The organism is Streptomyces sp. NPDC023527, from assembly GCF_055560115.1.
This window is the reverse complement of the sequence record NZ_JBVHJJ010000002.1, coordinates 1-25,849: the sequence shown is the minus strand read 5'-3', so window position 1 is coordinate 25,849 and position 25,849 is coordinate 1. Positions and strand designations below refer to the sequence as shown.

General features: G+C 71.2%; 18 protein-coding genes and 1 rRNA gene. 5 read left to right on the top strand and 14 right to left on the bottom strand.

What is annotated here, in order from left to right; genetic code table 11:
* Positions 1–29: 29 nt before the first annotated feature.
* Positions 30–1,109, bottom strand: coding sequence for a mannose-1-phosphate guanylyltransferase (manB, locus tag ACZ303_RS03620; RefSeq protein WP_467334655.1), 1,080 nt, complete (start codon positions 1,107–1,109; stop codon positions 30–32).
* 125 nt (positions 1,110–1,234) lie between these two features.
* On the opposite strand from manB, the gene ACZ303_RS03615 reads away from it, so the two are divergent.
* Positions 1,235–1,846, top strand: coding sequence for a GtrA family protein (locus ACZ303_RS03615; protein ID WP_467335771.1), 612 nt, complete (start codon positions 1,235–1,237; stop codon positions 1,844–1,846).
* Here ACZ303_RS03615 and ACZ303_RS03610 read toward each other — a convergent pair.
* From ACZ303_RS03610 to ACZ303_RS03595, 4 genes are all read right to left on the bottom strand, one after another.
* Entirely contained in the window at positions 1,774–2,958 is a 1,185-nt protein-coding gene (locus ACZ303_RS03610) for a hypothetical protein (protein WP_467334653.1), read from the bottom strand. The genes ACZ303_RS03615 and ACZ303_RS03610 overlap by 73 nt on opposite strands.
* Positions 2,959–3,042: 84 nt before the next feature.
* A complete protein-coding gene (locus ACZ303_RS03605) occupies positions 3,043–8,034 on the bottom strand; it encodes an NAD-glutamate dehydrogenase (RefSeq protein WP_467334651.1) in 4,992 nt (1,663 codons plus the stop codon).
* A 342-nt stretch (positions 8,035–8,376) separates the two neighbouring features.
* Positions 8,377–9,057 (bottom strand): HAD family hydrolase, encoded by a 681-nt coding sequence (locus ACZ303_RS03600; RefSeq protein WP_467334649.1) that lies wholly within the window; start codon positions 9,055–9,057, stop codon positions 8,377–8,379.
* 62 nt (positions 9,058–9,119) lie between these two features.
* The gene (locus ACZ303_RS03595) at positions 9,120–9,611 is read right to left on the bottom strand and encodes a DUF6912 family protein (protein ID WP_467334647.1); all 492 of its coding nucleotides are present in this window, start codon (positions 9,609–9,611) and stop codon (positions 9,120–9,122) included.
* Positions 9,612–9,913: 302 nt separating this feature from the next.
* Here ACZ303_RS03595 and ACZ303_RS03590 point away from each other — a divergent pair, with 302 nt between their 5' ends.
* Positions 9,914–10,369 carry an Rv3235 family protein gene (locus tag ACZ303_RS03590; RefSeq protein ID WP_467334645.1) on the top strand — a complete coding sequence of 152 codons (456 nt, stop codon included), beginning with the start codon at positions 9,914–9,916 and terminating at the stop codon, positions 10,367–10,369.
* A 64-nt stretch (positions 10,370–10,433) separates the two neighbouring features.
* On the opposite strand, the gene secA is transcribed toward ACZ303_RS03590, so the two are convergent.
* Positions 10,434–13,253: a preprotein translocase subunit SecA gene (gene secA / locus ACZ303_RS03585; RefSeq protein WP_467334643.1), complete on the bottom strand. Its 2,820-nt coding sequence runs from the start codon at positions 13,251–13,253 to the stop codon at positions 10,434–10,436.
* 253 nt (positions 13,254–13,506) lie between these two features.
* Here secA and ACZ303_RS03580 point away from each other — a divergent pair, with 253 nt between their 5' ends.
* The gene (locus ACZ303_RS03580) at positions 13,507–14,100 is read left to right on the top strand and encodes a GNAT family N-acetyltransferase (protein ID WP_467334641.1); all 594 of its coding nucleotides are present in this window, start codon (positions 13,507–13,509) and stop codon (positions 14,098–14,100) included.
* A 55-nt stretch (positions 14,101–14,155) separates the two neighbouring features.
* Positions 14,156–15,379, top strand: a complete 1,224-nt coding sequence (locus ACZ303_RS03575) for a winged helix-turn-helix domain-containing protein (RefSeq protein ID WP_467334639.1) — start codon at positions 14,156–14,158, stop codon at positions 15,377–15,379.
* 60 nt (positions 15,380–15,439) lie between these two features.
* Here the strand turns inward: ACZ303_RS03575 and ACZ303_RS03570 are convergent, their stop codons facing one another.
* The 7 genes from ACZ303_RS03570 to mtnA form a co-directional block, all read right to left on the bottom strand.
* A complete protein-coding gene (locus ACZ303_RS03570; RefSeq protein WP_467334637.1) occupies positions 15,440–16,183 on the bottom strand; it encodes a response regulator in 744 nt (247 codons plus the stop codon).
* A 240-nt stretch (positions 16,184–16,423) separates the two neighbouring features.
* The gene (hpf, locus tag ACZ303_RS03565; RefSeq protein WP_467334635.1) at positions 16,424–17,113 is read right to left on the bottom strand and encodes a ribosome hibernation-promoting factor, HPF/YfiA family; all 690 of its coding nucleotides are present in this window, start codon (positions 17,111–17,113) and stop codon (positions 16,424–16,426) included.
* A 293-nt stretch (positions 17,114–17,406) separates the two neighbouring features.
* Entirely contained in the window at positions 17,407–18,177 is a 771-nt protein-coding gene (locus ACZ303_RS03560) for a ComF family protein (RefSeq protein WP_467334633.1), read from the bottom strand.
* A 77-nt stretch (positions 18,178–18,254) separates the two neighbouring features.
* Positions 18,255–20,072, bottom strand: a complete 1,818-nt coding sequence (locus tag ACZ303_RS03555; RefSeq protein ID WP_467334632.1) for an LpqB family beta-propeller domain-containing protein — start codon at positions 20,070–20,072, stop codon at positions 18,255–18,257.
* Positions 20,062–22,101 (bottom strand): MtrAB system histidine kinase MtrB, encoded by a 2,040-nt coding sequence (gene mtrB, locus ACZ303_RS03550; RefSeq protein ID WP_467334630.1) that lies wholly within the window; start codon positions 22,099–22,101, stop codon positions 20,062–20,064. Before mtrB ends, ACZ303_RS03555 begins: the two co-directional genes overlap by 11 nt.
* A 1-nt stretch (position 22,102) precedes the next feature.
* A complete protein-coding gene (gene mtrA, locus ACZ303_RS03545) occupies positions 22,103–22,780 on the bottom strand; it encodes a two-component system response regulator MtrA (protein WP_467335769.1) in 678 nt (225 codons plus the stop codon).
* A 142-nt stretch (positions 22,781–22,922) separates the two neighbouring features.
* Positions 22,923–24,074, bottom strand: a complete 1,152-nt coding sequence (gene mtnA, locus ACZ303_RS03540; RefSeq protein WP_467334629.1) for an S-methyl-5-thioribose-1-phosphate isomerase — start codon at positions 24,072–24,074, stop codon at positions 22,923–22,925.
* Between the two features lie 190 nt (positions 24,075–24,264).
* On the opposite strand from mtnA, the gene ACZ303_RS03535 reads away from it, so the two are divergent.
* A complete protein-coding gene (locus ACZ303_RS03535; RefSeq protein ID WP_467334627.1) occupies positions 24,265–25,461 on the top strand; it encodes a DUF7847 domain-containing protein in 1,197 nt (398 codons plus the stop codon).
* Positions 25,462–25,604: 143 nt separating this feature from the next.
* Here ACZ303_RS03535 and rrf read toward each other — a convergent pair.
* A 5S ribosomal RNA gene (rrf, locus tag ACZ303_RS03530) occupies positions 25,605–25,721 on the bottom strand.
* Positions 25,722–25,849 lie beyond the last annotated feature (128 nt).

Below are 25,849 nucleotides of genomic sequence, written 5' to 3'. Positions count from 1 at the left end.
CTTGTCGGTGTGGCCGGTCGGGTCCGGGGTCAGACGGCGGAGAAGCGGATGGCGGCGTCGGGGATGGTCATGCCGCACCAGACGCGGGCGCCGTCGCACAGTTCGTTGTCCGCGCCGATTCCGGCGTGGTCGCCGATCACGGCGCCGTCCAGGACGGTCCGCGGGCCCACCCGGGCGTTTCGGCCGATCATGCTGGCGCGCACCCGCGCGCCCTCCTCGACGCGCGCGCCGTCCAGGACGACGGACCCCTGGACGTCTGCGCCCGCCGCGATGTACGCCCCGGCGCCGACGACGGTGCCGCCACCGAGCCGGGCCCCGGCCTCGACGTGGGCGCCGGGCAGCAGCAGGAACTCGCCCGGCTCGCCGGGGACGGCCGGGGAGCGGACGACGCCCCGTACGAGGTCGGCCGACGCCTGGACGAAGGAGGCGGGGCGGCCGAGGTCCAGCCAGTACGAGGAGTCGACGACGCCGTGCAGCAGCGCGCCGGCGGCCAGCAGCCCGGGGAAGGTCTCGCGCTCCACGGAGACCGGCCGGCCGGTGGGGATGGTGTCGATGACCTCGCGCCGGAAGACGTACGCGCCGGCGTTGACCTGGTCGGTGACGATCTCCTCCGGGCGCTGGGGCTTCTCGGTGAAGGCGAGGACACGCCCGTCGGGTCCGGTGGGTACGAGGCCGAAGGCGCGGGGGTCGGCGACGCGGGTCAGGTGCAGGGTGACGTCCGCCCGCGCCCGCTCGTGGCTGCGCAGCAGGCCCCGGATGTCGAGGCCGGTGAGGATGTCGCCGTTGAAGACGAGCACGGACTCGCCGGGCCCGCCCAGGAGCGCGTCGGCGGCGGCGCGGATCGCCCCGCCGGTGCCGAGCGGTACGTCCTCGGTGACGTAGGTGAGGCGCAGGCCGTGGGCGGAGCCGTCGCCGAAGTAGGGCTCGAAGACCTCGGCGAGGTAGGAGGTGGCCAGGACGACATGGTGGACCCCGGCGGCTCGGGCGCGGGCCAGCTGGTGGGCGAGGAAGGGCACACCGGCGGCGGGGACCATCGGCTTCGGCGTGTTGAGGGTGAGCGGCTGGAGCCGGGTCCCCTTGCCGCCGACGAGCAGTACCGCCTCTGTCATGCCACCGTCCTCGCCGTCGTCGTAGCACTGTGTCAGTTTTTGCGGCAATTTACACTACAATCTGTTGCCTGCTGCAAAATGTCTGCTTTGCGTGGCGAGCGTAGTGGGAGAGGCCCTTGCGACCCTTGCGACCGAGGACACCCCGGACACCGGGAGAACCCGGGCCACCCGCGCCCCGCCCCGCGGGCCTGCTGGCGCTCGGACGGGAATTCGCGAAGTTCGGCACGGTCGGCGGCCTGGGCATCTTCGTCAACCTCGCGGTCTTCAACGTCTGCCGTACGACCACGGAGCTCCAGGTCGTCCGGTGCAGCGTGATCGCCACCCTGGTCGCCATCGCCTTCAACTACCTGGGCTTGCGCTACTACGCCTACCGGGACCGCGACAAGAGCCACCGCAGCAGGGAGATCGCCCTCTTCGCCGCCTTCAGCGCCGTCGGCCTGGTGATCGAGAACGGCGTCCTCTACATCGCCACCTACGGCTTCGGCTGGGACACGCCGTTCCAGAACAACCTCTTCAAGTTCCTGGGCATCGGCGCGGCCACGCTGTTCCGCTTCTGGTCCTACCGCGCGTGGGTGTTCAGGGCGCTGCCGCACCATGTCCGGCACCCGCGCAACGACCAGCCCGCAGAACCCGGCCGGCCCTCGGGACATGACGACCCCTCGCGTCACGGCGAGCCCTCGAACAACAAGAGCAACCCCGCCGCGTACCACCCCGAGACCACCGCACCCCCACAGTAGAGACACACCCGCACCCCAAGCGGAGCACGCGCGAGCGGCCGGGCCACCAACAGCAGCGGAACCGGCAGGAACGGCAGCATGAAGCGTGGCTTGGACAGCGGCGAGCCGGGCGTCCCCACCATCAGCACCCACGCCCCGGCGACCAGCACGACCAGCGGCCACGGCACGCGGCGGTCCAGCGCGAGCGCCAGCACCCCGATGGCGGTGAGCAGGATGAGCGCGAGCAGGACGAGGCCGCGGACGTCCGTGACGCGGCCCTCGCGCCCGTAGAACAGGACGCTCCGCAGGACGTGCCAGGTGCCGCGGCCGAAGTCGAACGACTGCCCCCAGGCCCGCTCGGCCTCGAACCAGCCGTCCACCCGGCCCACCTTGCTGCCCAGGAACAGCCAGCTCCCCAGCAGCCCCAGCGGCGCCAGCGCCAGCGCCGCCCACGACCGCCAACCGTCCCGGTGCCGCAGCGCCGCCCAGCCGGCGGCCAGGACGACCGTCCCGATCAGCACCGTCGCCGTCGGCCGCACGGCGCCCGCCACCACGCACAGCGCGGCGGCGCCCAGCCAGCGGCGCGCCAGCAGGGCCACCATCGCCCAGACGAGGGCCGCGCTGAAGACCGCCTCCGAGTACGGCACCCACAGCGCGAACGCGTACGGCGAGCAGGCCCACAGCGCCACACACGCGTACCCAGCTCCCGGGCGCCCGCCGACGGCGCGTACGAGCACGTACACCCCGGAGGCGGCCACCGCGCCGGCGGCGAACGAGACCACCACCCCGGCGTACGCCACAGGGAGCGCGGTCAGCAGGTGCACGCCCCGGATCAGCGCGGGGACGAGCGGGAAGAACGCCAGCCGGCTGAAGGCGGGCTCGCCGTCCTCGCGGTAGACGATCTCGCGCGGATAGCCGCGCGAGGCGATGTGCAGGTAGTTGCCGCTGTCCCAGCGGCGCAGCAGCTCCTCCGTGCCGCGCCCGAGATGATGGCTGATCAGCAGCAGGACGGCGAAGCCGAGCGCGGCCACCGCGAGGTAGAGGGCGGCCGCGAGGGCCGCCTCCCGGCGGGTGGAGGCGGGGACGGTCTCCTGGCGCGCCGGGGTGGGGGCCACCCGTGAGAGGACCTTCATCCGTCTCTCTTAACACGGCACAACCCGATAAAAGGGGCGGCCCCGGGGATTTCTCCCCGGGGCCGCCCTTGGTTCACTCCTGCGTCAGCTGTGCGTACGCAGCAGGGTCCGCATCGTCCTCATGGCCACCGAGAGGTTGGCCAGGTCGAAGGCGTCCGAGCCGCGGATCTCGTCCAGCGTGGTGCGCGCCCGGACCAGGATCGCGGCGTTCTTCTCCTCCCACGACCGGAACCGCTCCTCGGGCGAGGCGGTGCCGTCGCCGACGGACAGGATGTCGGCGGTGAGCGCCGCGTGGGCCGAGTAGAGGTCCTCGCGGATGGAGGCACGGGCCATGGACTGCCAGCGGTCGGAGCGCGGCAGCTCGATGATCCGGTCCATCAGCTGGGTGATGTGCAGGCGGTCACCGAGGTCGTAGTAGACCTCGGCCACGTCCAGCGGCTCCTTGCCGGTGCGGTCGGCGACGGCGACGATGTCCAGCGCCGGGAAGGCGGAGGAGAAGCCCGCCACCCGCACGGCCAGGTCGTCCGGCACACCGGCCTCGACGAGCTCGTCGTGGATGGACTGCCACCACTCGCTGTCGGCGCCCTTGAGCAGCTTCGGCAGCTGGAACCAGACCGCCGCCACGCCGTCCCGGAAGAACTCGATGGTCTCGGCGAGCTGGAGCGGCTGCGGCCGGTTGTTGAGCAGCCAGCGCGTGCCGCGCTCGACCAGCCGGCGCCCGTGCAGCCGGATGCGGGTCTGCACATCGGCGTCGACGCTGTTGTCCAGCGCCTCGACGGCGTCCCAGACCTTGCCCAGGCCGAAGATCTCCCGGGCCGCGGTCTGCGCCCGGACGATCTCCTCCAGCGACGCGCCGGTCTCCTCCCGCAGACGGTGCAGGAAGGTCGAGCCACCGCTGTTGACGGTGTCGTTGACCAGGACGGTCGTGATGATCTCCCGGCGCAGGGCGTGCGTGTCGATGTGCTCGCCGAACGACTCCCGCAGCTGGCGCGGGAAGTAGGAGAAGAGCAGCCGCTCCAGATACTGGTCGTCCGGCAGCTCGGTGCCCAGCAGCTCCTCGGCCGTGGTGATCTTGATGTAGGCGAGCAGGACCGCCAGCTCGGGCTGGGTCAGGCCGCGGCCCGCGGAGAGCCGCTCGCGGATCTGCCGGTCGTTGGGCAGGAACTCCAGCGAGCGGTCCAGGTGACCGTCGCGGGTCAGCCGGCGCATGATCCGCTGGTGGGCGTGGAGCAGGCTGGGTGCCTGCTCGACGGCGTTGGCCAGCGCCACGTTCTGCGCGTAGTTGTTGCGCAGGACCAGCTCGCCGACCTCGTCGGTCATCTCCGCGAGCAGCTTGTTGCGCTGCTTGAGGGTCATGTCGCCGTCGGTGACGAGCGCGTTGAGCAGGATCTTGATGTTCACCTCGTGGTCGGAGGTGTCCACGCCGGCGCTGTTGTCGATGGCGTCGGTGTTGATCCTGCCGCCGGTGGACTCGGGCCCGCCGGACAGGGCGAACTCGATGCGGCCGAGCTGGGTCAGGCCGAGGTTGCCGCCCTCGCCGACGACCTTGACCCGCAGGTCCTGGCCGTCGACGCGGATGGCGTCGTTGGCCTTGTCGCCCACGTCGGCGTGCGTCTCGGTGGACGCCTTGGCGTAGGTGCCGATGCCGCCGTTCCACAGCAGGTCGACCGGCGAGCGCAGGATGGCCTTCATCAGCTCGGCGGGGGTCATCTTGGTGACGCCGGCCTCGATGCCGAGAGCGGCCCGCACATGCGCGTTGATGGGGATCGACTTGGCCGTACGGGGGTGGATGCCACCGCCCTGGGAGAGCAGCTCGGTGTTGTAGTCGGCCCAGGAGGAGCGGGGCAGCTCGAAGAGCCGGCGGCGCTCGGCGTAGGAGACGGCCGCGTCCGGGGTCGGGTCGAGGAAGATGTGCCGGTGGTCGAAGGCGGCGACCAGGCGGATGTGCTCGGAGAGCAGCATGCCGTTGCCGAAGACGTCACCGGACATGTCACCGACGCCGACGACGGTGAAGTCCTGGGTCTGGGTGTCGTGGCCCAGCTCGCGGAAGTGGCGCTTGACCGACTCCCAGGCGCCGCGGGCGGTGATGCCCATGCCCTTGTGGTCGTAACCGGCCGAGCCGCCGGAGGCGAAGGCGTCGCCGAGCCAGAAGCCGTAGGACTGGGCGACCTCGTTGGCGATGTCGGAGAACGTCGCGGTGCCCTTGTCGGCGGCGACGACGAGGTAGGTGTCGTCCTCGTCGTGGCGCACGACGTCCTTCGGGGGCACGACCTCGCCGCCGACCAGGTTGTCGGTGATGTCGAGCAGACCGGAGATGAAGGTCTTGTACGAGGCGATGCCCTCGGCCAGCCACGCGTCGCGGTCCACGGCCGGGTCCGGCAGCCGCTTGCCGACGAAGCCGCCCTTGGCGCCCACCGGCACGATGACGGTGTTCTTCACCATCTGCGCCTTGACCAGGCCCAGGACCTCGGTGCGGAAGTCCTCGCGCCGGTCGGACCAGCGCAGACCGCCTCGCGCGACCTTGCCGAAGCGCAGGTGCACGCCCTCCACGCGGGGGGAGTAGACCCAGATCTCGAAGGCGGGGCGGGGCGCCGGCAGGTCGGGGATGGCCTGCGGGTCGAGCTTGATCGACAGGTACGAATGCGGGTTGCCGGCCGCATCGCGCTGGAAGTGGTTGGTCCGCAGCGTGGCCTTGATGACCGTGAGGAAGGCCCGCAGGATGCGGTCCTCGTCCAGGCTCGCGACCTGGTCGAGGGCGCCGTCCAGCTCCTCCAGCAGCCCGTCGATCAGCTCCCGGCCGGCGCGCTGGAGCGCCGGCGACATCCGGGCCTCGAAGAGGTTGATCAGCAGGCGGGTGGTGTGGACGTTGTTGCTGAGGGTGTCCTCCATGTACGCCTGGCTGAACGGCGAGCCGGCCTGCCGCAGGTACTTGGCGTAGGCCCGCAGGACCATCGCCTGGCGCCAGTCGAGCCCGGCCCGCAGGACGAGCTTGTTGAAGTTGTCGTTCTCCGCGGCACCGGTCCACACCGCCGCGAAGGCTTTCTGGAAGCGGTTGCGGGCGTCGTCGCCGCCCTCGATCCGCTCGGGCATCCGCAGACCGAAGTCGTAGATCCAGGCGTTCGTCCGGTCCGAGCAGCGCAGCTCGTACGGGCGCTCGTCGACGACCTCGACGCCGAGCCGGTGCAGGACCGGCAGGACGGCGGAGAGCGAGACGGGCTCACCCGTGCGGTAGATCTTGAAGCGGCGCTCGTCGGGGCCCGCGCCGACCGGCTCGTAGAGGCTGAGCTCGAAGTCGTGCTCACCCCCGGCCATCGTCAGCTTCTCCAGGTGACCGAGGTCGGAGACGGCGCTGCGGGGGCTGTGGTCGGCCTTGTACCCCTCGGGGAAGGCCTGGCCGTAGCGGCGCAGCAGCTCGGCGGCGCGCTCCTCGCCGAGCTCGGCGGTCAGCGTCTCGGCGAAGCCGTCGGCCCAGGAGCGGGCGGCCTCGACCAGACGGGCCTCGATGCGCTCGACGTCGGCGTCGGTCAGATCGGGCAGGGTGGCGCCGGACTCGACGCGCACGACGAAGTGCAGCCGGGAGAGGACCGACTCGGTGTTCCACGCGGTGAAGTCGACGCTGGTGCCGCCGAGCTCCTCCTTGAGGATGTCGATCAGCCGCAGCCGGACGCCCGTGGTGTAGCGGTCGCGCGGGAGGTAGACCAGGGCGGAGTAGTAGCGCCCGTAGGTCTCCTGGCGGAGGAAGAGCCGCAGCCGGCGGCGCTCCTGGAGGTAGAGCACGCTGGTGGCGACGGCCCGCAGCTGGTCGGCCGGGGTCTGGAACAGCTCGTCGCGCGGGTAGGTCTCCAGGATCTGGAGGAGGTCGCGGCCGTCGTGGCTGTGCGCCGTGAAGCCGGCGTCCTCGAGGACCTGGGCGACCTTGCGGCGGACGACGGGCACGCGGCGCACGGACTCGGTGTACGCGGCGGAGGAGAACAGGCCCAGGAAGCGGCGCTCGCCGACGACATTGCCGTCGGCGTCGAACTTCTTCACCCCGACGTAGTCGAGGTAGGAGGGGCGGTGCACGGTGGCGCGGCTGTTGGCCTTGGTGAGGACGAGCAGCTTGTGCTCGCGGGCCTTGGCGCGGGCGTCGGCCGGGAGCCGGTTGAAGGACGCCGAGACGGGGCCGGCGTGGTGGCCCTCGTCGTGGTGCGTGGGGTCGGAGCGCAGGATGCCGAGGCCGGTGCCGGGGACGGCGCTGAGGACGTCCTCCTCGTCACCGTCGGTGGAGATCTTCGCCAGCTCGTACTCGCGGTAGCCGAGGAAGGTGAAGTGGTCGGCGGCCAGCCAGCGCAGCAGCTCGCGGGCCTCCTCGGTCTCCGACTCGGACACGTCGCCGGGGAGCGGCTCGGCCTGCAGGCCGTCGGCGATGCGCAGGGCGGCGTCGCGCATCTTCGACCAGTCCTCGACGGCCTCGCGGACGTCGGAGAGCACCCGCAGCAGATCGGCGGTGATCTGCTTGAGGTCCTCGCGGTCGGTCTCGCGGTCGATCTCGACGTGGATCCAGGACTCGGTGACGGCGTCGTGCGGCAGCACGGCGTCCTTGCCGGCGCCGTGGGCGTCGCAGCGGGAGCCGAGGACCTCCAGCAGGCGGCCGGTGACGTCACGGCGGACGACGACCTGCGGGTGGATCACGACGTGGATGCCGCGGCCCTGGCGGGAGAGCTCATTGGTGACGGAGTCGACCAGGAAGGGCATGTCGTCGGTGACGACCTCGACCACGGAGTGGCTGCACGTCCAGCCGTTCTCCTCGACGGTCGGGGTGTGCACCCGTACGTTCGCGGTGCCCTGCGGCCGGTTCTCGGCGAGCCGGTAGTGCGAGAGCGCGGCGCCGAAGACGTCGACCGGGTCCCGGCCGCTGAGGTCCTCGGGGGCGGTGTGCAGGTAATAGCGCTGGAGGAACGCGTCCAGGGTCTCGGGGTCGAGGCTCCCCTCGCCCTTCGGCCCAGTCGGTTGTTGCCCCCCGGCCGGGCTGTTCTCAGCGACGCGAGCCGCCCGTTCGAGCAACTCGGCCTTGGCTTCGTCCAGCTTGGTCTGCATGTCCTCTGGCTCCTGTCGCGCGCCGTTGCGTGACATAGGTGGTGGAGGCATCACGTCGCGACGCGGGTTCTCCGGTCGTCTTCGACGGTATGCCGGAATGAGAGGTGGCCGGGGTGTCCTTGACGAAGTTCGTCGGACGAGCCCGGCCCAGGGGACCAGCGGCGGCCCGGGTGCGGTGGCACTCCGGGCGCAGGGCAGGAGCGCCGTCGCCCCTGCTGGATATCGCGCTGATCACCTGGTAAGGCTATCGCTCTTCCCCCGGAAACCGTCATGAGCTGTTTGTGTACAAAACCAGGGGCCGAACTTTGACGGTATGGACAGCGACGCGGCCGCCCTCGACCGTCAGCCCGCCCGCCGACCGCTCCCGGCGAGCCGCTCCGCCTCCACGACCGCCTCTTCCAGACTGTCCACCACCGGCACCCCGGCCGGGGTGAGACTGCTCCGACTGTGGGATCCGCCGGTGTACAGCACGGCGTGGGCACCCACGTGGGCGGCCGCGACCGCGTCGTCGAGGGCGTCGCCGATGACGACGGTGTGGCGCGCCGGTATCCCGTCGAGCCCGGCGAGGTGGCGGGCCATGTGCTCGGCCTTGCTGCCGCCCGAGGGGCCCGTCCGGCCGTCGACCCGGACGAACCGGCGCTCGATGCCGAAGCCGCGCACCAGCGGCAGGAGGTCGTCGTGCCCGTACATCGACATGATCGACTGGGTGCCGCCGGTGCCCTGCCAGCGCTCCAGCAGGACCTCGGCGCCGTCCGCTAGGCCGCAGCGTATGCGGTGGTCCTGATAGTGCCGGTGGAAGACCACGTCCATGTGGGCCCACTCGGCCTCGGTGGGCAGGCGGCCCATCAGCCGCTCGTAGAACCTCGGGATCGGCACGCAGTACAGCTCGCGGTAGCGCGCGAGGGTGATCGGCTCCAGGCCGAGCTCCGCGAAGGCGGCGTTGGTCGCCGCGATGACCGCGTCGATGTCGTGGAAGAGCGTGCCGTTCCAGTCCCAGACGATGTGTGCCCCGTGCTTCCCCATGAGCAAGACCGTACCGACCGGGTGTGACAACGCGCCTCCGGGGCACGCGGGCCTGTCGGCCGTCAGACGAGGTTGGGAATCTCCTGGATGCCGAACCACATCAGCTCGTGGTCCTCGGCTCCGTCCACGGTGAACTGCGCGTCGGTGTCGCCCCGGTCCGCCGCGCCCAGCGCGGCCGCCGCGGCCGCGACGTCCTCCTCGGCGTCGCCGGAGTCGATGTGCACGGCGGCGGCCTTGGCCAGCGGCACCGCCGCCGGGAGCCGGACCTCGCCGATCGCGGCCTGGTCGGGGTCGGCGACCGCGGCGCCGTCGGGGACGTCCACCGCGACGACCACCCGCCGGCGCGCGGCGTCCGGGTCGGCGGCGAGCTTGCGCAGGGACCCGGCGGCGGCCCGGCCGAGGGCCGCGTACTCCAGCTCCTCGACGTCATCGGTGAGATACCACTCGCGCAGCGCGGGGGTGACGGCATAGGCGTCCAGCGGGGCCGGGCCCAGCTGCCCGGTCTTGTGCGCCTCGGCGAGACCGGGGAGGGTCAGGGGGACGTAGACGCGCATGACAGCCGCTTTCCTGAGGGTCCTGAGGACGTATCAACCGTCCTGCCAGCATACGGGCGCGAGTCCCCCTTCGAAGTGCCGGGAGCCCTGGTGGGGGCCCGTTCGCCGGCCTCGTCGGGTCGCCGTTTTCGCAGGCCGCGGGCGAGTGCGGATCAGCCGTCCCCCGGATAGGTGAACGCCGTCGGCGGGCCGGGCTGCCCCCGTCCGTCCTTGCCGCCCCCGGAAACACGCCGATAGAAGATCACCGACGGAAGCTACCGCCCGGTATCCAGGCCGGGCCCGCATCACGGGGGCGATCACTCATGCACCGGTCCACCGGCTCCAGCAGGCCCGGTTCCAGCAGGCCGGGCAGGCCCGGTACGGCGCCCCCGCGGCGCACCGACAGCCGACGGCCCACCCCGGGCCTCGCCGCCCGCCACCGGGAACGCGAGGGCCTGCCGCGCTACTGGTTCGCCGACCGCCTGCTGCTCACCCTCAGCGGCCAGCGGCCGGTCCACTGGATGATGGGGCACACCCTGGGCTCCGCGTACGACCAGCTCGCCGCCCTGGCACCGCGGGCGCCGCTACGGCCCACCCCGCCGGCACGCGCGCCCTACGTCCGCCGATGCGATGAGTTCTCTCCCCGGCCGGGGGTGATCGAGGCGTTCGCCCGCATCGCCGCCGGAGGCCGCCTGCACGCCCTCGCCTTCCGCCTGGAGCGCGGAACGGACCTGCGATGGCGGTGCTCGGCCGTCGAGCTGGCGGGGGTGCGCGCCTGAGAACGCACGAGGCGGGGGCGGGACACCGTGAAGGTGTCCCGCCCCCGCCTCGTGGCAGGAAGAGCTACTTCTTGCGGCGGCGGCCGCCGCTGTTCTTCTGGGCCTTACGGCGCTCGGCGCGGGTCATGCCGTCCGCCGGGGAGCGGGTCGGGCCGTCGCCGTTGGCGAAGTCGCCCTCGACGACACCACCCTCGCCGTCCACCGTGGGCGCCGAGAAGTGCAGCCGGTCGGGCCGCTGCGGGGCGTCGAGGCCCTTGGCGCGGATCTCGGGACGGGCGCCGGCGGGCACCGTGTCCTGGACCTCCTTCTCCAGGGACGGGCTCTCCGCCTGGACCGGGACCTCCTCCAGCTGCTGGTCGACCTGGACCTCCAGGTTGAACAGATAGCCGACGGACTCCTCCTTGATGCCCTCCATCATGGCCTGGAACATGTCGAAGCCCTCGCGCTGGTACTCCACCAGCGGGTCCTTCTGGGCCATCGCGCGCAGGCCGATGCCCTCCTGGAGATAGTCCATCTCATAGAGGTGCTCACGCCACTTGCGGTCCAGGACCGACAGCACGACGCGGCGCTCCAGCTCACGCATGATGTCGGAGCCGAGCTGCTCCTCGCGGGCGGCGTACTGCTCGTGGATGTCGTCCTTGATGGACTCGGCGATGAACTCGGCGGTGATGCCCGCGCGGTCGCCGGCCGCCTCCTCCAGCTCCTCGATGGTGACCTTCACGGGGTAGAGCTGCTTGAAGGCGCTCCACAGCCGCTCCAGGTCCCACTCCTCGGCGAAGCCCTCGACGGTCTCCTGACGGATGTAGTCGTCGATGGTGTCGTCCATGAAGTGCTTGACCTGGTCGTGCAGGTCCTCGCCCTCCAGGACGCGGCGGCGCTCGCCGTAGATGACCTCGCGCTGGCGGTTGAGCACCTCGTCGTACTTCAGGACGTTCTTACGCGTCTCGAAGTTCTGCTGCTCGACCTGGGACTGCGCGGAGGCGATGGCGCGGGTGACCATCTTGTTCTCGATCGGCACGTCGTCGGGCACATTGGCCATGGCCATGACGCGCTCGACCATCTGGGCCTTGAACAGGCGCATCAGGTCGTCGCCCAGCGAGAGGTAGAAGCGGGACTCGCCCGGGTCGCCCTGTCGGCCGGAGCGGCCGCGCAGCTGGTTGTCGATGCGGCGCGACTCGTGGCGCTCGGTGCCGAGGACGTACAGGCCGCCGAGCGACTTGACCTCCTCGAACTCCGCCTTGACCGCGGCCTCGGCGCGCTCCAGGGCGGCGGGCAGCGCGGCCGCCCACTCCTCGACGTGCTCCACCGGGTCCAGGCCGCGCTGGCGCAGCTCGGCCTCGGCGAGGTCGTCGGGGTTGCCGCCGAGCTTGATGTCCGTACCGCGGCCGGCCATGTTGGTGGCGACGGTCACGGCGCCCTTGCGGCCGGCCTGGGCGACGATCGACGCCTCACGGTCGTGCTGCTTGGCGTTGAGCACCTCGTGCTGGATGCCGCGCTTGGCGAGCTGCTGCGAGAGGTACTCCGACTTCTCGACGGAGGTGGTGCCGACCAGGATCGGCTGGCCCATCTCGTGCTTCTCGGCGATGTCGTCGACGACCGCGTCGAACTTGGCGACCTCGGTGCGGTAGATGAGGTCGGACTGGTCCTTGCGGACCATCGGGCGGTTGGTCGGGATGGGGACGACGCCGAGCTTGTAGATCTGGTGGAACTCGGCGGCCTCGGTCATCGCCGTACCGGTCATGCCGGAGAGCTTGTTGTAGAGGCGGAAGAAGTTCTGCAGGGTGATCGTGGCGAGGGTCTGGTTCTCGTCCTTGATGTCCACCCCTTCCTTCGCCTCGATCGCCTGGTGCATGCCCTCGTTGTAGCGGCGGCCGGCGAGGATACGGCCGGTGTGCTCGTCGACGATCATGACCTCGCCGTCGATGACGACGTAGTCCTTGTCCTTCTTGAACAGTTCCTTCGCCTTGATGGCGTTGTTCAGATAACCGACGAGCGGGGTGTTGACCGACTCGTAGAGGTTGTCGATGCCCAGCCAGTCCTCGACCTTGGCGACACCGGCCTCGTGGATGGCGACGGTGCGCTTCTTCTCGTCGACCTCGTAGTCGCCGGTCTCCTCGACGCCCTTCTGCGGGTTGGCCGGCTCGCCCTTCTTCAGCCGGGTGACCAGCTTGGCGAAGTCGCCGTACCACTTGGTGGCCTGGTCGGCCGGGCCGGAGATGATCAGCGGCGTACGGGCCTCGTCCACCAGGATCGAGTCGACCTCGTCGACCACGGCGAAGTTGTGACCGCGCTGCACCAGCTCGTCCTGCGACCACGCCATGTTGTCGCGCAGGTAGTCGAAGCCGAACTCGTTGTTGGTGCCGTACGTGATGTCGCAGCCGTACATCTCGCGGCGCTGCGCCGGGGTCATGTTGGCGAGGATGCAGCCGACCGACAGACCCAGGAACTTGTGGACCCGGCCCATCATCTCGGAGTCGCGCTCGGCCAGGTAGTCGTTGACCGTGATCAGGTGGACGCCCTTGCCCGAGAGGGCGTTCAGATAGGCCGGGAGCGTGCCGACGAGGGTCTTGCCCTCACCGGTCTTCATCTCCGCGACATAGCCCAGGTGCAGCGCGGCGCCGCCCATGAGCTGGACGTCGTAGTGGCGCTGGCCCAGGACGCGCTTGGCCGCCTCGCGGACGGTGGCGAACGCCTCGGGGAGCAGGTCGTCCAGGCTCTCACCGTCGGCGAACCGCTGCTTGTACTCGTCGGTCAGGGCCCGCAGCTCGGCGTCGGAGAGAGTGAGGAAGTCCTCTTCGATGGAATTGACCTGGTCCGCGATGCGGTGCAGCTTGCGCAGGATCTTGCCTTCTCCTGCACGCATGATCTTGCCGAAGACGGACACGTAGGCTGACTCCTTGCCGGTCGGGCCTGGCACTGGTGTTACCCCCCACCGCCGGGCAGGGGGAGGGTGCGCGGGCACGACGGGACAGTCCCCGCCGCAACGGCCATCGTAAGCGAGGACCCCACCGCGCCGGGAGGTCCGTCATCGCCTGGGCCAGGTGTCACCCGCACGGGGAACGAACGGCGCGGCGCGAAGGTGCCGCCCGGGCGGAATTCCGGACGACGTCCGTCAAACCCGTCCCTACACTCCGTTCATGGAACCGATACAGCTGATCACGGAGCGTCTGCTGCTGCGTCCGTTCACGCCGTCCGACACCGCCGCGGTGTACGCGGCGTGCCAGGATCCGGAGATCCAGCGCTGGACCAGCGTGCCCTCGCCCTATACGGCGCGGGACGCCCGGTCCTTCGTCGAGGACCTCTCCCCGAACGGCTGGCGCGAGGACTCCATGTACGACTTCGGCCTCTTCTCCCGGGACGACGGCCGGCTCGTGGGGGCCATGGGACTGGTGCGGCTCGCACAGCTGCACACCCCCGCGCGCCAGGCCGAGCTCGGCTTCTGGACGGCCAAGGAGGCCCGGGGGCGCGGCTACACCGTGGAGGCGGGGCGCGCGGTGGTCCGCTGGGCGTTCGAGGGACTGGGCGTGGAGCGGCTGGAGTGGGTCGCCGAGGCCGGGAACGAGGGCTCGCGCGCCGTCGCCCTGAAGCTGGGCTTCCGGATGGAGGGCGTCCAGCGCGCGAAGCTCCCGCACGCGGGCACCCGCCGCGACGCCTGGACCGCCGCGCTGCTGCCCTCGGACCTGGGACTGCCCCACCGGACTGCCTACCTGCCGTTTTCCGAGCGCGGCTGACCTCACCGCCGGCGTTGTCAGTGCTCGCCTCTAGGGTGACGTCATGGTCTCCACGATGACAACTGCCGCCCGTGGCAAGGGCCGTGCGCCCGAGGTGAAGCTCTCCGCCGACGAGGCGCGGCGCCTGGCGCTGCGCGCCCAGGGCCTGCTCGGGGCCCCCGACCGGCGGGCCGGGGTGCGCGGGACGCTGCGGCGGCTGGGCGCGGTCCAGCTGGACACCATCTCGGTGCTGGCCCGTTCGCACGAGCTGGTGCCGTACGCACGGCTGGGCGGAATCGGCCGCGACACGGTGGAGTCGGCGTACTGGACGCCGCGCCCGGAAGGGGCCCCCACCACCCGCCCGCACAGCTTCGAGTACTGGTCGCATGCCGCGTGCATCCTGCCCATCGAGGAGTGGCCGCTCTTCGCGTTCCGGCGGCGGGCGTTCCAGGCGCGTGGCCACCGCTGGCATGTGATGAAGGACGGCGAGCGCTCCTGCGCGGAGGTCCGCGACCGGCTCAAGGCCGAGGGCCCCCTGACGGCCACGGAGTTGGGCGGCGCCAAGAACGGCGGAGAGTGGTACGACTGGTCCGAGACGAAGATCGCGGTGGAGTGGCTGCTCGACACGGGCGAGGTCGTCTGCACCGAGCGGCGCGGCTGGCGGCGGGTGTACGACCTGGCGGAGCGCGCGGTGCCGGACCCGCTCTTCCACGACGATCTCGACGACGCCGAGTGCATACGGCGGCTGGTCGCGCAGGCGGGCGCGGCGATGGGCGCGGCGACCCGGGCGGACCTCGCGGACTACCACCGGCTGAAGGCCGAGCAGGTGGACGCGGTCATCGACGGCACCGGCCTGGTGCCGGTCGAGGTGGCGGGCTGGGGGCGGCCGGCGTGGGCGGATCCGGCGGCGCTGGCCGAGCCCGCGCGGGGCCGGCACCGTACGACGCTGCTGTCGCCCTTCGACTCGCTGATCTGGGACCGGCCGCGCACCGAGCGGATCTTCGGCTTCACCCACCGGCTGGAGGCCTACACCCCCAAGGAGAAGCGGGTCCACGGATACTTCGCGATGCCGCTGCTGACGGGCGGGCGGCTGGCCGGGCGGGTCGACCCGGCCCGCGATGGCCGCACCCTGGTGGCCCGGCAGGTCTCGTTCGCCGAAGCGAAGGGGGCCCAGGCCGTGGAGCCGATGGCGCGGGCGCTGCGGGAGGCCGCCGAGTGGGTGGGCTGCGACTTTGTGCGCGTCGAGCGCTGCGACGACGCGAAGCTGGCCGCCGCGCTGGTCACGGCCCTGGAGGGCTAGGCGGCCGCCGGGTCCGCCCGGCGGCTCCCGGGGCGGCCCGCCCGGCTGGAGCGGGCCGGCTCACCGGATCTCCAGGATCTTCTCCCGCATCGCGTAGACCACGGCCTCCATCCTGGAGTGCAGCTGCAACTTCTCCAGGATGTTGCGGACATGGTTCTTCACGGTGTTCTCCGAGATGAACAACTCCTTGGCGATGTCGCGGTTGTTCATACCGGTGGCGACGAGCTTGAGCACTTCCAGCTCGCGGTCGGTGAGCCGCGGCGCCGGCACCAGCCGGCGCTCGTCGGTGCGCTGGATCATCGACTTGAACTCGGTCAGCAGCTTGGACGCCATCGACGGGCTGATCTGCGACTGGCCGTCGGCGACGGCCCGGATCGCGGTGGCGACCTCGTCGGTGGAGATCTCCTTGAGGAGATAGCCGGTCGCCCCCGCCTTGATGGCGTCGTAGAGGTCGGCCTCCTCGTCACTGATCGTCAACATGATGATCTTCGCGCTGGGGGCCACCTCCTTGATGGAGGTGCACGCCTCGATACCACCGCGCCTGGGCATCCGCACGTCCATCAGCACGATGTCGGGCAGCAGGTCGGCGGCCTTGTCCACGGCCTCCGCGCCGTCCCCGGCCTCGCCCACGACCTGGATGTCCTCCTCCTGGGCCAGGACGATCTCCAGCCCCCGGCGGAAGAGCGCGTGGTCGTCCACGACCAGGACCCGGATGGGCTCCTCGCGCGTGGTGCCCCGGTCCTCGCCGGCGCACTCGTCGTCGTCCTCGCCGGGCACCAGTACGGGCCCGAACCTGTCCGCCATTGTTCCTCCCCCTGAAGGCCCCTGAAGGCCCAGAGCCCCTCGCGGTGGTTGCACAGTGTTACGTCCGCCCCAACCGGTTTCGGCGGACCGGTGGTTGGCCGCGCAGCCATGATTTCATGGCGGACCGCCGGGCGGTGCTTCCACGGTCGCACAGCGGTGCCCCGGGAGCGCCGAGACGCTCCAAGGGCACCGTCCACGGTGGGTCGGGCTCACGGCGCGAGGGGCGCCGGGCCCGTCGGGTCAGCCGCCGAGCGCTCCGCCGGCGCCGCCGGGCTCCGCCTCGAAGAGCGGGTCGGCGTTGAGCCGGATGACGCCGTAGTCATAGGCGTGCCGCCGGTAGACGACACTGGGCAGCTTGTTCTCGGAGTCGACGAACAGATAGAAGTCGTGACCGACCAACTCCATCTCGTACAGCGCCTGGTCGAGCGCCATCGGGGCCGCGGTGTGGGTCTTCTCCCGGACCACCAAGGGGCCTTCGCCCTGGATCTCCAGCGATCCCATGCGGGTGACCGGGACTCCGTCCACGGCCTTCTCCGCGACGAGTTCCCCGCTGTCGGTGAGCTCCGCGGTGCCGTTGACGGCCGCGCCGACGTCGCTCGCGGGAATACGTCCGTTGCCCCTTCGGGTGTGACGCTTGTCGTTCTGCTTGCGCAGCCGCGCCTCCAGCTTGCCGGCGGCCAGGTCCAGCGCGGCGTAGGGATCGGCTGCCGCTGCCTCCGCCCTGATCACCGGTCCGCGGGACCGTACGGTGATCTCCACTCGATCGGAGCGGTCGGCCTGCCTGGGGTTGGGCTCTTTGGACACCTCGACGTCGAGGCTGATCACCTTGCCGTCGAGCTTCTGGATCTTCTCCAGCTTCAGCTTCTCGGCCACGTGCTTGCGAAAGCGCTCGGGCACCTCGGTCTTGCGGCCTTTGACGACGATGTCCACGCAGAACTCCGTTCCCGGATCGCCCCGCCGAAGGTGCGAGGCGCATCCCTCTTGCATCAAGCCCCGGGGATACTCCGGAGCCACCGACTTGGCGGTTTCACCTCCTCCTCCCCCATCGACAAGATCTACACCCCATCGACTTCAAGCTTCCGCGAAAGCGCGCGAAACGCGCCAATCGGAGATATGAGGCATAGCGCTTGCCATTCCTCACAACCGAACATATCTCGCTCGGACGCCTGTCGGTAGCCCCTACCGGGGCGTACCTCCATTCAGGTGTTTTCCTGCCGTTTCCATCAGTAACGAAGAACGTTCACGGGGGGTTCCGGTTTCTTTCGGGATGCGTCGGCGAAGGCTCGCTCGGGAGCGGCGACCACCGCGGCCCCCAGAATCCGGCCGCCGGCGCGTCCGACCGCGCGGGCGGCCTCGGCCAGCGACGCCCCGGTCGTCATGAGGTCGTCCACCAGCACCACCGGCCCTTCCGTGGTCAACAACCGTTCTCCACCCCCGGCTACCCCCAAGGCCCCGGCCACATTCGCCCTTCGTTCCCGCGCGCCGAGACCCGACTGGTCGGCGACCTCCCTGCGCTGCCGCAGCACGGCCACCACGCGCGCGGGCGTCCCCGCTCGCCGCAGCGCACTCGCGGCGGCCATCGCGATCCGCCGGCACGGATCATGTCCGCGCGCGGCGACCGCCCGCCGCGCCGAAGCCACCGGGACCAGCAGCAATGACCCCGCCCAGGCCCCTGAAGCCCGTCCCCCGCCATCGGTGGCACCGCCCGCCACCGAGTGCACCGCCCCGGCCAACGCAGCCCCCAGCGGCCCCGCCAGCCCCATGGCGCCGCGCTCCTTGTGGGCGAGCAGCACCGATCGCATCCTGTCGCCATAAGGCGCCGCAGCGTGCACGGGCGGCAGGCCGGCAGGCACCGGATCCGGCCATACGCGCCGTGCCGCACGCCCGCTCAGTGCCGCACGGCATCCGTCGCACAGCACGGCGCGCCATCGGCCGCATCCCGCGCAGTCGACCGGCAGCACCAACCCCGCGATCTCCTGCCACCACCCGCGCATGGATCCACTGTCGCGCGGGGCTCCCGCCCCCGCCACCCCTGTGGAAAACCCCGGCGATCACCCCGGGCGGAACCGCCCTACCCGGGGTAGACCGGTGCCGATCCTTCCTTGGTCACCAGCTTCCAGTTCGCGTCCGGCAACAGCCGCACGATGCCGCCGTCCCGCTCCGCGACCAGCGTCGGCGCCTTCGCGGCGCTCTCCGTCGCCGCGACACCGCGCACACCCGTGATCCCGGGCAGCGGTGAGGCGTTCGGCAGCGAGCCGTCGGTCTCGATGTACTGCAGCTGCTGGAGACCGCCCTGCTCGTTCCCCGCGACCAGCAGCCGGCTGCCACCCGCCCAGGACACCGCGTCCACCTGTTCCAACCGGGGCGCCACCGAGCGCAGTTCCTGCACCGAGAGGACCGGCCGCCCGGCACTGCCACGCCGCTCGACCCGGCCCAGCTTCAGCGTCGTACGGTCGTCCTTCGTCACCAGCAGGGCGATCCGCACCCCGTCCGCCGCCACCCGGAGCCCGGTGATCCGCCCGCCTTCGAGCCGGGGCACCTCGACCTCCTGGGGTGTGCCGCTGCCCTGGGGCAGCCGCAGCAGCCGCGGCCGCTCCGGGTCCTGGTCCGCGACCCAGAGGTCGCCCAGCCCGTCCCAGCTCGGCGCCGTCAGCCCCGCCTTCGTACCGCCCTTCGCGGTCAGCCTGGGCTCGCCCAGCGGCGTGCTGGACTCCATGTCGGCCACGTACAGCGCCTGACCGTTGCCCGTCACCCCGGCCGCACGGCGCTCGCCCCGGTCCACGGCCACCGACCGCAATTGCGCGGCGTTGTCCGTACCGAACGGCCCCGGCACCCGCCTCGGCTCCTCGTCGCCGTCGGTCAGGCTCACCAAGCGGTGCTGCGCGTCGACGAAATACTGCTGGCCGCCCGGCCCCGCCGTCTTGTCGGCCGCGTAGTCCCGTGCCTGCAACCGCCCCAGCACACACATCTGGGAGCCGTTCTCGCGCAACAGCGTCACCTGGCTGACCTTGGCCGACTGGTCACCGACCGTGTAGATCAGCTGCGCGGCCATCCGCCGGCACTGCTCGTCGTTCGTGCTCGAGGCGCGCCCGTTGAGCCGGACCTTCAGGGTGTTGGAGTCGTCCAGCGAAAGCCGGCGGTCCACCACCCGCGTCCCCGTCGGAAAGGCCGTGGCCGCGACCGGGTCGAGCCAGCTCGTCGGCCCGTCCAGCAATGCCTTCACCGTGGAGGTCACGGGGTCTATGCGCTTGCGCAGATAGACGGGGTCGGCGACGAGCACGTCCCGCCCCTTGCCGGAGCCGCCCGCGCCCAGCTCCGCGAAGTAATACTTGTTGACCGACCGGTAGATTCGCTGGAAGTCGGCGACGCCGAGCACGAGGCCGGGCGGCAGCGCGTCGATGCGCCACTCGCCGCCCTCCCGCGCCAGGTGGATCTGCGCCTTGTAGGTGTCCTCGTCCGGCTTGTACGCGTGCCGGGCGTCGACCTTCGCCACCTGCTTGCCGACGAGCGTGACCGTGTAGTCCTGGTCCCGGTCGCCGCTGCGCTCCACCCGCACCTGCGGCGGGTCGGCGAGCACCGTCGTCTCCGCCGCCGGGTTCCAGTCCCGCTTCACGCCCTTGGCCAGGTACATCCGGGCCGTCTCGTAATCCGGGTCATCGCTGGTCGTGGCCTCCAGGAAGCCCGCCACCAGGTCCTGCGGCTGCGCGTTCTTGTGCGGCGCGACGCCGTAGACGCGCACCTGCGCGTCGGCGTCCGCCCGCTGCGAGGAGTCGACCTCGCTGACCTCTTCGCTGTCGGGCATCGACGCGCAGCCCGCCAGCAGCGCACCGCTGAGGACGAGCGCGCCGAGCCCGGCCGCCGTACGACGGCGCCTGCGTTCAGCGCCCACGCGCCTGCCCCTCACGTTCGTCCACGGCCCCGTCGGCCGCGGGCCTGCCCGCCCTGTCCGGCTTGTCGAAGCACGCGCCACCCGGCCGCACCACCCGCGCGCCGCTGCCCGGCAGCGCCGTCGGATCCACGGTCGGCAGGCTCCGCGTCTGCGCCGGCACGGGCGAGGGCCCCACCGCGGGACGCGGGCCCTGCGGCGGTACGGACCCACCGCGACCGGCGACACCGAGCGGCACCCCGGCCTCGTTCAGGCCGCGGTTGCGCCGCGAGTCGTCGGGCTCCAGCGGGATCGGGGAGCCACGCAGCGTGTCGCCCGCCGTACGTGGCAGCGTCAGCCGGAACTGCGAACCACCGCCCGGCTCGCCCCACGCCTGCAGCCAGCCGCCGTGCAGCCGCGCGTCCTCGACCGCGATCGACAACCCGAGGCCGGTGCCCCCGGTCGTCCGGGCGCGCGCGGGGTCGGCCCGCCAGAAGCGGTTGAACACCCGCGTCGCCTCGCCGGGCTTGAGCCCGACGCCGTAGTCGCGCACCGCGACCGCGACCGCCCCGCCGGCCGCGGCCAGCCGCACGATCACATCCCGGCCCTCGCCGTGCTCCACGGCGTTGACCACGAGGTTCCGCAGCACCCGCTCCACGCGCCGGGAGTCCGCCTCGGCGATCACGGGCTGCTCGGCACCCTGGACGAGCAGCTGGGTGCCCTTGCGCTCGGCGAGCGGCAGCGCACCGTCGACCACCCGGTTCACCACGTCGCGCAGATCGATCGGCTCGGCCTCCAGCGCCGCGGCACCCGCGTCGAACCGGCTGATCTCCAGCAGGTCCGACAGCAGCGACTCGAAACGGTCGACCTGCCCGTAGAGCAGCTCGGCGGAGCGCGCGGTGACGGGGTCGAAGTCCTCCCGGGCCTCGTGGATGACCTCGGCGGCCATCCGCACGGTCGTCAGCGGGGTCCGCAGCTCGTGCGAGACGTCGGAGACGAACCGCCGCTGCATCCGCGACAGCTGCTCCAGCTGCTGGATCTTGACCTGGAGGTTCTGCGCCATCTTGTTGAAGGCCTCACCCAGACGGGCGATGTCGTCCTCGCCGGTGACCTTCATCCGTTCCTGGAGCACACCCGCCGCCAGCCGCTCGGAAATGCTGGCCGCCATCCGTACGGGCGAGACGATCTGCCGCACCACGAGCCACGCGATGGCGCCCAGCAGCACCACCACGAACACCCCGGCGGTCGCCAGCGTGCCCTTGACCAGGCTCAGCGACTTCTCCTCCTGGGTGTACGGGAAGAGGTAGTACAGCTGATAGGCGTCGCCGTTGAAGTCGTACATGCGCTTGCCGACGACGAGAGCGGGCTCTCCTTCGTCGGAGGCACTGTGCTTGATCGAGGCCGACCGCTCCTGCGCGCCCGTCTTGAGGTCGAGCTGTTTCCGCAGGTCGAGGGGGATGCTGCGCTCGGGGTCGAGATCGCCGGAGGCGCGCGGACCGCGCATGCCCACGGCGGCGGAGGTGTCGCCGCTGCCGGAGCTGAGGGCCACCACGTGATAGACGCCCTGGCCACCGCTGGCGAGCTGCTGCACCACACCCGTCAGCCACGCGCCCGCGTCGATGGTGGCGCGGCCGCCGGAGGACGAGGCCCCCTGGCCACGGGCGGCGTCGCCGGGGTTGTCGGCGAGGTCGCGGGCCGCCTTGAAGCCGCCTTCGGCCTGACTCTGCGAGGCGTGCCGCTTGGCCTCCAGGAGGCCGTTGCGCACCTGCCCGATGACGACCAGGCCGAGCAGCAGCACGACGCCCATCGACATCAGCAGCGTGGTGGCGACCACCCGCAGCTGGATGTTGCGCCGCCACAGCCGCATCGCGGGCAGCAGCGGCCGCCGCACCCACCTCACGTACAACCGCAGCACCGGATGGACCGGGCCCGCGGCCGCGCCGTCGGACAGCAGCCTGCCGGCGCGCCACAGGCGCCGGAGGAGAGATATACCGCCCGCCGTCTCGACGGGCCGCCCCACGCCCCGCTCCGGGGCGGCACCGTTGCCCGACATGTCAGCTCGGCCCGGCCTTGTAGCCCACACCACGCACGGTCACCACGATCTCCGGCCGCTCGGGGTCCCTCTCGACCTTCGAGCGGAGCCGCTGCACGTGCACGTTGACCAGCCGCGTGTCCGCGGCGTGGCGGTAGCCCCACACCTGCTCCAGGAGCACCTCACGGGTGAACACCTGCCACGGCTTGCGGGCCAGGGCGACGAGCAGGTCGAACTCCAGCGGGGTCAGCGCGATCGACTGCCCCTCACGCTTGACCGAGTGCCCGGCCACGTCGATGACCAGGTCACCGATGGTGAGCTGCTCGGGCACAGGCTCTTCCGACCTGCGCAGACGGGCTCGAATGCGGGCCACCAGCTCCTTCGGCTTGAACGGCTTGACGATGTAGTCGTCAGCCCCGGACTCCAGTCCGACCACCACATCGACCGTGTCACTCTTCGCGGTCAACATCACGATCGGTACGCCGGACTCGGCCCGGATCAGGCGGCACACCTCGATGCCGTCCCGTCCGGGCAGCATCAAGTCGAGCAGCACAAGATCCGGTTTGACCTCACGAAAAGCAGCAAGTGCCTTGTCGCCGTCCGCTACGAACGACGGCTCGAAACCCTCACCACGCAGCACAATGCCGAGCATCTCGGCCAGTGCGGTGTCGTCGTCGACGACAAGGACGCGTCCCTTCATATCGACATCATCCCATTTTCGCATCCGGTCCATAGAGCCGGGTGACTCAGCTCACCTGTCGTGAGGAACACTCCTCGGTGTGTCCCGTTGACCCGGGGCGCCTTCGGCACCTCGCGCCGGGAGCGGAAAACGCGTGCGGAAATCAGCCCGTCACACTCCCAAGTCCCGTTCCCGCACTGCCAGAGAGCTCCGCGAGACCCGCCCGCGTCACCGGCGAGACCACCCCGCTCTCGGTGACGATCGCGGTCACCAATTCCGGCGGTGTGACATCGAACGCAGGGTTGTACGCGGTGGTCCCCAGCGGCGCCACGGGCATCCCGGTGCCCGCTTCCGCCCCTGCCGCGGGCACCAGGGCGAACTCCGTCACCTCATGGCCGGGCCGCTGCTCGACCTCGATCGCCGCGCCCTCGTCGGTCCGGAGGTCCACGGTCGTACTGGGCGCCACCACGATGAAGGGCACGTGGTGATAGCGGGCCAGCACCGCCAGCGGATAGCTGCCGACCTTGTTGGCCACCGAGCCGTCGGCGGCTATCCGGTCCGCGCCGACGAGGACGGCGTCGACCTCACCGGCGGCGAACAGCGAACCGGCCGCGTTGTCGGTGAGCAGCGTGTACGCCATACCGGCCCGGGCCGCCTCGTACGCCGTCAGCCGCGCCCCCTGCATCAGCGGCCGCGTCTCGCCCACCCACAGCCGCCTCAGCTCCCCTACCCCGTGCGCGGCGGCGACCACGGCCAGGGCCGTGCCGTTGCCGCCCGACACCAGGGCGCCGGTGTTGCAGTGGGTCAGGACGCGATATCCGCCACCGGGCAGCAGCTCCTCCAGCAGCTCCAGGCCGTGGGCGGCCATGCGCGCGCTGGCCTCGGCGTCCTCGCGGTGCAGGGCCCGCGCTTCGGCGAGCGCGGCGGCGGCCGCCCGCCCGGTGCCCTCGCCGGCCGCGACGGCGTCGTCGTACGCGCGCTGGGCGCGCCGCACGCCGTACGCCAGGTTGACGGCCGTGGGGCGGGCCTGGGCGAGCAGCGCGGCGGCGTCGGCCACTTCGAAGCCGCGTGCGGCCGCGAGCGCCACCCCGTACGCGCCGGCGATGCCGAGCAGCGGCGCACCGCGCACCGCGAGTGTCGCGATCGCCTCCACGAGGGCCGGCACGTCCGTGCACACCAGCTCGACCTCCTCGGAGGGGAGTCGCCGCTGGTCGAGGAGGACGAGCACGGGGCCCTCGGGAGGCTCGTCCCAGCGGAGCGCGGGCATGACCGGAGGTCCGGCGGATTCCGTGGGTACCGCGAGCTGATCAGCCATCTCTCCAGTCTGCCCGGCACGCCCCGACTATTGAAGATCGCCTCTCGGTTCCTCCCTCGTACGAGCCTTCGCCAGGCCCTCGAAAGGGGCTCGGGCGGGCCCGGGGCGGGCCCGGGGCCGCGTGGCACGATTGCTGGCGATCGCCCGGGCCGCCGCACCGGCGGACGGGCACGAAAAGGAGCGACAGACCATGAACGACACTCCGGGCCGGACCTCGCCCGGGCCCTCCCCCTCCGACGAGCAGCAGCCGACCGCTCCGGAGGAGTCCACGCCCACGGACCGGGCTCCCGGCGCAGACGAGGCCGTACGCTCCTCGCAGTGGGCCCGGCAGCAGCCGCCCGGGGGTCACTGGACCACCCCGGCAGCGGGCCCGCCGCAGCCCCGCAAACCCCTGAGGCAGCGTGCCGCGAGCAAGGGGGCCACCGGGGGCTGGGGCGGAAACGGCTGGACACCGCCGCCGGCGGCTCCGCAGCCCGGGGTGATCCCGCTGCGGCCGCTTCGCGTCGGCGAGATCATCGAGGGCACGATCCAGACCATGCGCCGCAACTGGCGTACGGTCCTGGGCGTCTCCCTGACGCTCGCCCTCGCCACGCAGGCGGCGGCCACAACGCTGATCGGCCTGTATTTCCGCGATGTGCCGCTCGACGCCGCGGACGCGCCGAGTTCCGAGGAGCTCCTCAGGAACATAGGCGACAACCTGGGCGGCACGAGCGTCGCCTGGGCGCTCGGCCTCCTCGGTTCGATCGTCGCCACGGCAATGCTGACGGTCGTGGTCAGTCGCGCGGTTCTGGGGCGTACGACGACGATCGGCGAGGCTTGGCGGAGCGCCAGGCCGCAGCTGCTCCGCATGTGCGGCCTGCTCGTTCTGCTGCCGCTGCTGATCGTCGCGATCTTCGCGGCCGGGATGGGCCCCGGCTTTCTTCTCATGGCGACGGCCGACAAGGACGGCGGCACCGCCGTGGCCGCCATGGGTGGCCTGGTGGCCGCGGTGGTGGCGACCTGGCTCTGGATCCGCTGGTGCCTGGCCGCGCCGGCGCTGATGCTGGAGAAGCAGGGCGTGGTGGCGTCGATGCGGCGTTCGGCGAAGCTGGTGCGGGGCGCGTGGGGACGGGTCTTCGGCGTGCAGCTGGTGGCCGTGTTCCTCACGTTCATGGTCTCGATGCTGGTCCAGGTCCCGAGCACGGTGATCGAGGCTTTCGTCGGCGGCGAGCAGAGCTCGACGGGCACTCTCAGCTGGTCCTCGCTCGTCATCGCGGGCATCAGCGCGGTCGTCAGCTCGACGATCACTTTCCCAGTGACGGCGAGCATCACGGCGCTTCTCTATATGGACCAGCGCATTCGTCGCGAGTCTCTGGACCTGGAACTCGCTCGGGCGGCGGGCGAGTAAAGGGAAGAGCTTATTGGTGGGGCCGGCTCCGAAGGATCGGAGTCGGCCCCGTCTCACTGTCGAATAGCGGCCTATCGAATAGCGGCACAACGCAGAAATGCCTCAGGCCCCGAGCATAAGCTCGGGGCCTGAGGCTAAAAATTGTTCGGCGGCGTCCTACTCTCCCACACGGTCCCCCATGCAGTACCATCGGCGCTGAAAGGCTTAGCTTCCGGGTTCGGAATGTAACCGGGCGTTTCCCTAACGCTATGACCACCGAAACACTATGAAGTTAACCAACCGGAACACAACACGGTCGTTACTTCAGAACCTACACAGTGGACGCGAGCAACTGAGGACAAGCCCTCGGCCTATTAGTACCAGTCAGCTCCAACCGTTACCGGTCTTC

What these genes read in the sequence shown, in the direction of transcription:
- ACZ303_RS03600 (WP_467334649.1), bottom strand. Translation starts at nt 9,057, where the DNA reads ATGGGGAAGCACGGGGCACACATCGTCTGGGACTGGAACGGCACGCTC.
- ACZ303_RS03605 (WP_467334651.1), bottom strand. Translation starts at nt 8,034, where the DNA reads ATGCAGACCAAGCTGGACGAAGCCAAGGCCGAGTTGCTCGAACGGGCG.
- ACZ303_RS03570 (WP_467334637.1), bottom strand. Translation starts at nt 16,183, where the DNA reads ATGGCGGACAGGTTCGGGCCCGTACTGGTGCCCGGCGAGGACGACGAC.
- manB (WP_467334655.1), bottom strand. Translation starts at nt 1,109, where the DNA reads ATGACAGAGGCGGTACTGCTCGTCGGCGGCAAGGGGACCCGGCTCCAG.
- ACZ303_RS03535 (WP_467334627.1), top strand. Translation starts at nt 24,265, where the DNA reads ATGAACGACACTCCGGGCCGGACCTCGCCCGGGCCCTCCCCCTCCGAC.
- ACZ303_RS03560 (WP_467334633.1), bottom strand. Translation starts at nt 18,177, where the DNA reads ATGCGCGGGTGGTGGCAGGAGATCGCGGGGTTGGTGCTGCCGGTCGAC.
- ACZ303_RS03595 (WP_467334647.1), bottom strand. Translation starts at nt 9,611, where the DNA reads ATGCGCGTCTACGTCCCCCTGACCCTCCCCGGTCTCGCCGAGGCGCAC.
- ACZ303_RS03575 (WP_467334639.1), top strand. Translation starts at nt 14,156, where the DNA reads ATGACAACTGCCGCCCGTGGCAAGGGCCGTGCGCCCGAGGTGAAGCTC.
- mtrB (WP_467334630.1), bottom strand. Translation starts at nt 22,101, where the DNA reads ATGTCGGGCAACGGTGCCGCCCCGGAGCGGGGCGTGGGGCGGCCCGTC.
- ACZ303_RS03590 (WP_467334645.1), top strand. Translation starts at nt 9,914, where the DNA reads ATGCACCGGTCCACCGGCTCCAGCAGGCCCGGTTCCAGCAGGCCGGGC.
- ACZ303_RS03580 (WP_467334641.1), top strand. Translation starts at nt 13,507, where the DNA reads ATGGAACCGATACAGCTGATCACGGAGCGTCTGCTGCTGCGTCCGTTC.
- mtnA (WP_467334629.1), bottom strand. Translation starts at nt 24,074, where the DNA reads ATGGCTGATCAGCTCGCGGTACCCACGGAATCCGCCGGACCTCCGGTC.
- mtrA (WP_467335769.1), bottom strand. Translation starts at nt 22,780, where the DNA reads ATGAAGGGACGCGTCCTTGTCGTCGACGACGACACCGCACTGGCCGAG.
- ACZ303_RS03610 (WP_467334653.1), bottom strand. Translation starts at nt 2,958, where the DNA reads ATGAAGGTCCTCTCACGGGTGGCCCCCACCCCGGCGCGCCAGGAGACC.